Source organism: Streptomyces sp. NPDC033221 (assembly GCF_055577005.1).
Window position 1 is genome coordinate 1 of record NZ_JBVIQN010000078.1, and the last position, 8,661, is coordinate 8,661.

The 8,661-nt window shown below is 72.1% G+C and carries 7 protein-coding genes; 2 read left to right on the plus strand and 5 right to left on the minus strand.

The annotated features are described in order from the left end of the window. Positions 1-138: 138 nt before the first annotated feature. The 5 genes from ACZ53K_RS42245 to ACZ53K_RS42265 form a co-directional block, all read right to left on the minus strand. Positions 139-984 (minus strand): hypothetical protein, encoded by an 846-nt coding sequence (locus ACZ53K_RS42245; RefSeq protein WP_468848349.1) that lies wholly within the window; start codon positions 982-984, stop codon positions 139-141. Beyond that, complete coding sequence (locus ACZ53K_RS42250) at positions 984-2,264, minus strand: VWA domain-containing protein (RefSeq protein WP_468848350.1); 1,281 nt, start codon at positions 2,262-2,264, stop codon at positions 984-986. The genes ACZ53K_RS42245 and ACZ53K_RS42250 overlap by 1 nt, the downstream gene beginning before the upstream one ends. Positions 2,265-2,354: 90 nt before the next feature. Next, positions 2,355-3,044, minus strand: a complete 690-nt coding sequence (locus ACZ53K_RS42255; protein ID WP_468848351.1) for a hypothetical protein — start codon at positions 3,042-3,044, stop codon at positions 2,355-2,357. 181 nt (positions 3,045-3,225) lie between these two features. After that, on the minus strand, positions 3,226-4,041 hold the full coding sequence (locus tag ACZ53K_RS42260) for a DNRLRE domain-containing protein (protein WP_468848354.1): 816 nt from the start codon (positions 4,039-4,041) through the stop codon (positions 3,226-3,228). A 186-nt stretch (positions 4,042-4,227) separates the two neighbouring features. After that, a complete protein-coding gene (locus ACZ53K_RS42265; RefSeq protein WP_468848357.1) occupies positions 4,228-5,748 on the minus strand; it encodes an SDR family oxidoreductase in 1,521 nt (506 codons plus the stop codon). Positions 5,749-6,081: 333 nt separating this feature from the next. Between ACZ53K_RS42265 and ACZ53K_RS42270 the strand changes: the two genes are divergently transcribed. Further along, the gene (locus ACZ53K_RS42270) at positions 6,082-7,287 is read left to right on the plus strand and encodes a S1 family peptidase (protein ID WP_468848360.1); all 1,206 of its coding nucleotides are present in this window, start codon (positions 6,082-6,084) and stop codon (positions 7,285-7,287) included. Between the two features lie 388 nt (positions 7,288-7,675). After that, positions 7,676-8,515, plus strand: a complete 840-nt coding sequence (locus ACZ53K_RS42275) for a hypothetical protein (RefSeq protein ID WP_468848362.1) — start codon at positions 7,676-7,678, stop codon at positions 8,513-8,515. The last annotated feature ends 146 nt before the right edge of the window (positions 8,516-8,661 follow it).

The window sequence follows — 8,661 nt, forward strand, 5'->3', positions numbered from 1 at the left end:
CTTTTGTCCACATCCTCTCACCGGGTGCTTTTTTCTTTTTTTACCCCCCCCCCCGCGATCCCCCCAACCCCACAGACAGGCGGCTCCCAACCACCCCCCCCCCCCCCCCCCCCCGCTGCCGTATGCCGCGTGGCGCCGTCAGACGCCCGGCGGCACCCGCGACGGGCGGCCGCTGCCGCGCGTCATCGCGTACCCGCCGATCCCGGCGAGCGCCGCCAGCAGACCGCCCACCGCCGTCCACACCCACCGGTCCGACCACCGGCCCGAGGACCAGCCGCCCTCCGGCTCGGACGCGGCGACCGACCGTTTGCCCGCCGCGGACGCCGACGCGGACGGCTCCGGGGAAGCGCTCTCCCCGTCCTTCGGGGTCGCGGCCGCGACCCCCGGCACCAGCGGGGCGGCCAGCTTGCCGTCCACGGCGTACGCGCCACCGGTCCCGTCGACCGTGGGCTCGAACTCGGCGCGCACCGGCAGCCCCAGGTCGTCCTGCGGCAGATCGGTGACCGTCAGCCGCACGTAGTACGTGCCCGGCAGCGGATCGTTGGACGACTGCTCGGCCCAGGAACGGACCGTACGCAGCGTGCAGGACACCTCCACCGACGCCGCGTCCGCTGCCGCCGCCCTGGTCTGCGCGCCGTACGTGCACGCCTGACGGCGCCGCAGCCCGTCGTACACGTCGAGCCGCCAGGTCGCGGCGCCGTGCCGGGCCGCCTTGGGCAGCGTCACCTTCGCCTTCATCGTGGCGCGCTGCCCGGTGTCCACCGGCACCGCCCAGTACAGGTAGTCACCGGTGGACGCCCCGGCCGTCGCCCGCTGTCCCGCCTTGACCGGCGTCGCGGTACGGAACGACGTACCCGCCTCCGTCGGCCCCTCGGCGCTGCCGCTCGCGGACGGCGACGGACTGTCCGCCACCGCCGCGCCGGCCGAACCGAAGAGCGCGGCACCCGCCAGCAGCGCGGCGGTCACAAACGTACGGGTACGCATCAGTTGGTCCTCCAGACGGCGACACGCCAGCGCGACAGCCAGCCCCACAGCAGACCGGCCACCAGACCGGCGAGCGCCAGCACACCCAGCAGCCACCAGCCGCGGCCCAGACCGAAGGACGCCACGTCCGAGGCGTCCGACGGGCCGTCCACGACGTCGATGGCCAGCTCGACCGGCAGGCCCGGCTCGGTCTTGACCGAGGCGGGCGCCGCGAAGGAGTTGCTGAGCTGCAGGCAGACGGACTCCGGCGCGTCCTTCGCGGCACCGTCGGCGTTCTTCAGCGGCGCCTTCGGATAGCGCAGTCCGGACGAGATGACGTCGGTGCGCCCGTCGCCCGCCTCCGAGCCGCGGACGATCTCCCGGCCGTGCACGGTCGAGGCGCGCAGCAGGATGCCGTAATCGTTGTTGACGGCACGGTCCGCGCCGATGCTCGCCGCCGCGCGCAGCTCCTGGCCGGGCCGTACGTCCACCCGGTACCAGCGGTGCTCGGCGAACTTCTCCCGGTCGGTGTACAGACCCGGCTTGAGCACCGGGGCCTTGGCGCACTGGTCGGCGCCCTGCGTCGCCACCGGCGTCACCACCGGATCGGCCGCCCTGTCCACCAACTGGTGCACCCGGTCCCGCAGTTCACCGGTGTGCTGCACGGAGGTGTACGTACCGCCGGTGGCCTCCGCGATGCAGCTGAGCTGCTTGCGGGTCTTGGCGTCCGGCAGCAGCCCGAGCGTGTCCACGGTCAGGTGGATGCCCTTGGCGGCGATGTCCCGCGCCACCTCGCACGGATCGAGCGGCGCGCAGGTGTCCTCGCCGTCCGTGATCAGCACGATCCGGCGGGTCGCGGCATCGCCCTTGAGGTCGTCGGCCGCGCCCAGCAGCGCCGGGCCGATCGGCGTCCAGCCGGTCGGGGCGAGCGTCGCCACCGCCGTCTTCGCCTCGGTCCGGTCGAGCGGCCCGACCGGGTAGAGCTGCTTGGTGTCCTTGCAGCCGGTCTGCCGGTCCGGGCCGGGATAGTTCGCGCCGAGGGTACGTATGCCGAGCCGGACCTCGCCCGGCACCGCGTCCAGCACCTCGTTGAACGCCTGCTTCGCCGCCGACATCCGGCTCTGCCCGTCGATGTCCCGCGCCCGCATCGAGCCGCTGACGTCCAGTACCAGCTCGACCTTGGGGGAGGGCTTTTTCGCATCCGGTTCGTCGGCGGCTGCGGCGGAGGTGGGAAGCAGCCCCACGGCCAGGGTGGCGAGCAGGCCGCACACCCCGGCCGCCAGCCGTTTACTTGTGATCATCGCCGGATCGTATTGATGATCAGGGCCGGTGACCAAAACGGGCGGACGCCGCTGACGGCGGATCAGCGGCCGGGGTGTGCGCCGCAGACGCTAACGCCAGGTCACGACCAGCCTGGCCGTGGACGGGGCGAACGTCTTGTACGCGTCCGAGCTTCTCTCGTTCGTCGCCTGCAGCCCCAGGGTCATGCTCGGCCACCGGTTGTGCTGGGCCGCCCGGGCGCTCGCCGTGACGTCGAGGGACAGGGTGCGGTGCTGGCAAGGCCGCTGGTGGGGCGAGACCCAGCCCAGCTGCCGGTACCACCGCGGCTGCTTGTTCCACGTCGTGCTCGGGTAGACCCGGCCGGTGTCCCAGACCTCGACGTTGTAGGGGGCGCACGACTGGGACGTGGTGTTCCTGATGTGGAGTTCGGCCTTCCGGATCGCTCCGGTCCGGTGCAGGTCCTGGGCGCCCATCGTGATGAACGAGCGCCACACCCCGTTCAGCTCACGGTCGTTCGCGAGGGCTCTCCTGCCGACGCGGGCGACGTCGTCCGTCCGGTTCCAGTAGGCCCGGTTCGGATTGCCGCTGTTGACGCTCGTCCACAGGCCTACGCGGCCCCTGGGCGCGCTGGGCCCGGGCAGGCGCTTCTCGGCGACGGTCGCGCCGGCCTGACCGGCCTGCGTGCCGGGGCTCGCGGCGAAGGCCGCCGGGGCGGCGAGGCCGCCGACCAGACCGCAGGCCAGCAGGGCGTACGACGACCTGGAACGCCTGCGGCCGGTGAGTGAACGGGGTGTGGGCATGTGTGCCTCCAGTGCGGGGAATGGCTGAACGATTTCCAGCTTTTCCCCGCCGCCCGCATACCGCGCCCCCACCGCGTCCGACCGTGAGAGCGACAGCCGCAGGTTCACTCGCCCGACGGAAGACGGTGGACGGAGGGTGACGGCGGCCGTCCCCCGCCCGCCTCCGCGCCACCGCGTGGACTCAGCGCTTGGACCAGGTGACGGCCAGCTTGGACGTGCTCGGGGTGAACTTCTTCCACGCGTACGTGTCGTTCTCGTTCGCGGCCCGCAGCCCCAGGGTCATGTCCGGCCACTTGCCGGCCTTCGCCGCCCGGGCGTTGTCCGTGACGTTGAAGGACAGCACGCCGGCCGGGCACTCCTTGGCGTGGTGGCCCTTGGCTTCGGTGACCGTGGCCAGCAGCTTGTACCACTTCGGCTGCGCGTTCCACGTCGTGCTCTCGTAGGCCCGGCCGGTGTCCCACAGCTGAACCGGCCGCTTGGCGCACGACCAGGAGTAGCTGTTCTTGATCTCGAACGCGGCGCTCTTGATCGTCCCGGTCTGCTGGAGATCTCTGGTGCCCATGGTGATGAACGAGCGCCAGGTCCCGTCCGTCTCGTTCTCATGGCCGACGCGCGCCACATCACCGGTCTTCGCCCAGTAGGACGCCTTGGGGTACTTCTTGTTGACGCTGGTCCACAGGCCCACCGGGCCCCTGGGAGCGCGCGCCGTGGGCAGGCTCTGCTCGGTGGTGTACGTGCCGGACGGGTTGGCGTACACGCGCACCGTGTCGGTGCGCTGCGACTGCACCTCCACCCGCCGGCCGGACGAAGCGGCCTGCTCGGACGCCTGCTGGAACTCGGCCTGCCGGGCCGCGGACTGCCGCGACTTCGTGTCATGGGCGTCGGAACCCGCCGCCCAGGCGGTGGGGACGGCCAGTCCGCCGACGATGCCGCAGACCAGTACGGAATACCACGGGCCGGACGGTCTCCAGCCGGTGAGGGAACGGGATGTGGGCATGGCGCACCTCTCATTGCCGGGAGCGGCGAACGTACAAGGGCCCGCCACCACCGGCCGCACGCCGCGCCGCCCCTGCGTCCGACCGGGGGCGCCGGCAGCCCCGTAAGTCACTCGTTCGGGGATGGAGGGTGACGGCGCCCCGCGTCAACGTCCCCGTGCGGGGACGTGCCCGTACGACATCCCGCGTCAACGTCCCGGTGTGGCGCCCCGTGCCTCCTGCCCCCGGCCCGCCGGCGCGTCCCGCTCCCGCGCCGCCGCGGCGATGTTGCGCGCCATCCCGCCGAACACCACCGCGTGGAACGGCGCGACGCTCCACCAGTACGCGTGGCCCGCCAGCCCGTGCGGATGGAACACCGCCCGCTGCCGGTAGACCGTACGGCCCGCCCGGTCCCGCCCCACCATCAGCTCCAGCCAGGCGAGCCCCGGCAGCCGCATCTCCGCGCGCAGCCGCAGCAGCCGCCCCAGCTCGATCTCCTCGACCCGCCAGAAGTCCAGCGAGTCCCCGGCGCGCAGCCGCTGCGCGTCCCGCCGCCCCCGGCGCAGCCCGACACCGCCCGCCAGCCGGTCCAGCCACCCCCGCAGCGCCCAGGCGAGCGGGAAGGAGTACCAGCCGTTCTCGCCGCCGATGCCCTCGACGACCTCCCACAGCGCCTTGGGAGAGGCGTCCACCACGCGCGCCCTGCGATCGGTGTAGAGGCTGCCGCCCGCCCAGTCCGGGTCGGTCGGCAGCGGATCGCTGGGCGCGCCCGGCACCGCGGCCGACGACCAGCGGGTGGCGACCCGCGCCTCCCGTACGCGCCGCAGCGCCAGCTCCACCGCACGGTCGAAGCCGGTCAGCCCGCCGGGCGGGTCCGGCACGTACCGCGCGATGTCGTGCTCCTCGGCCACCGCCTCGTGCCGCAGCGACTCCGCCAGCGGCCGCGCGATGCCCGCCGGTACGGGCGTCACCAGCCCCACCCAGTGGCTGGAGAGCCCCGGCGTGAGCACCGGCACCGGCACGATCAGACGGCGGGGGAGCGCCGCTACCCGCGCGTAGCGCTGCATCATCTGCCGGTACGTCAGCACGTCGGGGCCGCCGACGTCGAAGCCCCGGTTCACCGACTCCGGCAGCGCGGCGCACCCCACCAGGTAGTGCAGTACGTCCCGTACCGCCAGCGGCTGGATGCGGGTACGCACCCAGCTCGGCGTCACCATGACCGGCAGCCGCTCGGTCAGATACCGCAGCATCTCGAAGGACGCCGAACCCGACCCCATGATCACGGCGGCCCGCAGCACCGCGGTCGGCACCCCGGACGCCAGCAGGATGCGGCCCACCTCGTCCCGCGACCGCAGATGCGGCGAAAGGTTCCGCCGGTCGACGTCCTTCGGCACCGGGCCGCCCAGATAGACGATCCGCCGCACCCCCGCCTGCCGCGCGCACCCGGCGAACGTGCGGGCCGCCCGGCGGTCGGTGTCCTCGAAGTCCCGGCCCGAGCCCAGCGCGTGCACCAGGTAATAGGCGACGCCCACGCCCTCCAGCGCCGCCCTGAGCGACTCCGGGTCCGTGACGTCGCCCCGCACCGTCTCCACCCGTCCCGACCAGGGGTGGTCCCGCAGCTTGCCCGGCGTACGCGCCAGACACCGCACCGGGTACCCCGCCGCCAGCAGCTCCGGTACCAGCCGCCCGCCGATGTACCCGGTCGCCCCGGTCACCAGACACCGTTCCACGCCGCGCCTCCTGTAGCCGCCCGGTCCCGTACCGGTACCCGCGCCGCCGCCGATGACCCACGCCGCACGGCTGTGGCCGCCCCCACCACCGGATCGGGGGGCTGCCGGATGGGCCAAGGCCGTCAGAATTCAATGGTCCGGGCCACGCCGCTGAACAAGCGGCGAACTCCGCCGTAAACAGTTGGCGGCGGTCCTGTTGAATTCAGCCTCGATCAACAGCCTTGTCACGCTCACGCCTCGCCGCCAGAGTTCTCCTGCGAATGCGGGTCGGTCCCCCACACCGGCCCGCATTCCCTTCCCCCTCGCCGGGCCGCGGTCAGCGGCCTCCCGGAAATGGAGAACAAGGTGCTTCGTCTCCGCGCAGTTCTGATATCAGGCGCCGCTACGGCGGCTCTGGCCATGTCGGCAGGTACGGTCACGGCCCACGGCGCCCCCTCGGCACATGCCCCCACCGGGCAGGGGCCCTACCAAAAGCACATGGTGCAGGCCCTCGCCGGCTCACTCGGTATCGACGAAACTTCCGCCGTACGGAGACTGGACTCCCAGGCCGCCCAGCAGAAAACACTACGGGTCTCGGGCGCCGACGCACGCGGCGCCTTCTTCGACGCCGAGGGCAACCTCACGGTCAACGTCACCGGCGAGCAGGCGGCCCGCCGCGTCGAAACCGCCGGCCTCACGGCACGCGTGGTCCGGCACACCGCCGACCGGCTGGACGGAATCAAGGCCGCCCTGGACCGGGCGGCCACTCGCCACGTGCCCGCCGGCGTGCAGGGCTGGGGCGTGGAGCCCGCGGCGAACCAGGTGGTCGTCCGGCTCAGCAGCGACACCGCGGCGGCGGACACGGCATTCCTCCGGCAGGCCGCGTCCTACGGTTCCGCGGTCGCGGTGCGGAGCGGCGACGGCCGGGCGGTGACGACCGCCGCCACCGTCCACCCCGGAAGCCGCATGGACTACGGCAGCCACTACTGCTCGGTCGGCTTCGGCGCCCGCGACTCCGCCGGCCGACAGGCCCTGGTCACCGCCGGGCACTGCGCCGAGAACCTGCCGGACCTGACGTACGACGGAGCCCACTTCGCCAAGGGCGTCACAAGCCGCTTCCGGCACGGCCGGAACAGCATCGACATGGGACTGGCCGCCGTCGACTCCGGCACCACCATCGCTCCCCGGATAGGTACGTGGGGCAACGGCGGCGACGTCGCCGCCAAGGGCAGCCGCCGCGCACCGGCCGGCTCGGACGTCTGCAAATCCGGCGCCACCTCGCACTGGACCTGCGGAACCATCAAGTCCTACAACTACTCGGTGACCTACTCCGACGAGGGGCAGCCGGACACCCTCGTCTCGAACCTGGGCCTGAGCACGGTGTGCGCCCTGGGCGGCGACAGCGGTGGCGCCTGGGTCTCCGGCAACCAGGGCCAGGGCGTGACGTCCGGCGGCCTGACCGCCAACCGGTGCGACGGCGTGTACGGCGAGGGCACCTCCTACTTCCAGCCCCTCGACGACGCGCTGAACTACTTCGGACTGCGTCTGACGACCGCCTGACCGGCCGCCGCGGCCGTCTTGGCGGAACTATACCGTCGGTAACACCTTGCCGATGGTCCGCCGTGGCGGGGCTGCCCCCACCGGAGGGGCAGCCCCGCCAGAACCTTCTGCCGCCCGGGAACGCCGATGAACCGCCAGATCACCCACGGCCGGCAGCCGAGCGACCGGACAGGGAGGGGCGCGACCGGTCGCGATACCTGACGGTGCAGCGGAATCGGCGCACGTCACGTTCGGAGAGGCGTTCCGCCGGGCCCTCAAGGCCAGCGGCCTGACACTGCAACGCCTGCACCACCACCTGGCCGTACGCGGCATCTCCGTCAGCCCCGCGACCCTGAGCCACTGGCAGCGCGGCCGCAGCCAACCCGAGCGCCAGGAGTCACTGCGCGCCGTGGGCGAGGTCGAGTCCATCCTCGGCACCGCGCCGGGCGCACTGCAGAGCTTGCTGAGCCATCGCCGCCCACGGGGCAATGCCCTGATCACGGGCAAGGAGATGCCGGAAGCCCTGGCCCACCTCCACACCACCGGCTCCCCGCTGCCGGAAGCGCTCGGCGCCGATGCCTACCGGTTCAACGAGAACCTCGTCTCCCTCTCCGTCCAGGAAACGGTGCATCTCGACGCGTACGGATGCATCGCGCGCTACACGGTCAGCAACGTCATACGGGCCACCCGTGACGGCGTACGCCGGCTGACCGCCCACCATCAGCTGGACGATCCGGACACCCCCTCGGTCCAGGTGACCGTGCACTGTGGCCGGCTGAGCGCCCTGCGGTTCCGGCAGGAGCTGGGGTCCGTGCTCTTCGACATCGATTTCGGCCGCGCCCTGGGCCGCGGCGTCACAGCGATCATCACCTACACGCTCGACGTCGGCCCCCGCTGGAAGCCCTCGGAGCGCCACGAGCGCGCCCTGCCCCTGAGCGTGCGGCAGTACCTCCTGCACATCTACTTCCACCCACGGCACGTTCCGGCAGCCGCTTACGGCTACTACCGGCAGAACACCGAAGCCGCCAGAGCCGACATCAGGCCCCTCGCCCTGGACGTCTCGCACAGCGCGCACATCCTGCCCGCCCGTCTTCAGGACCTCAGGGCTTCGTGTAGTGTTCTCCGAGTTGCCACGGCGCCGACAGGTACCGCGACAACCACTCACGCCACACCGGCACATCACCACTGCACGGCCCTCGAACGGGAACAATTTCGGCATGCCGAAATTCGGACCACGACTCGATTATGAGTCACCGGGGAAAACCGCTAAAGTAGTGAACACGCCGGAAGGCGCGAAAAACCCCGCTCCAGCAGGGAGCCGGAAACGGAAAGCGGAAACGCCGAACGGATCTGGTAAGGTTGGAACCGCGAAGAAGCCGAAAGGCCGAAACGCAC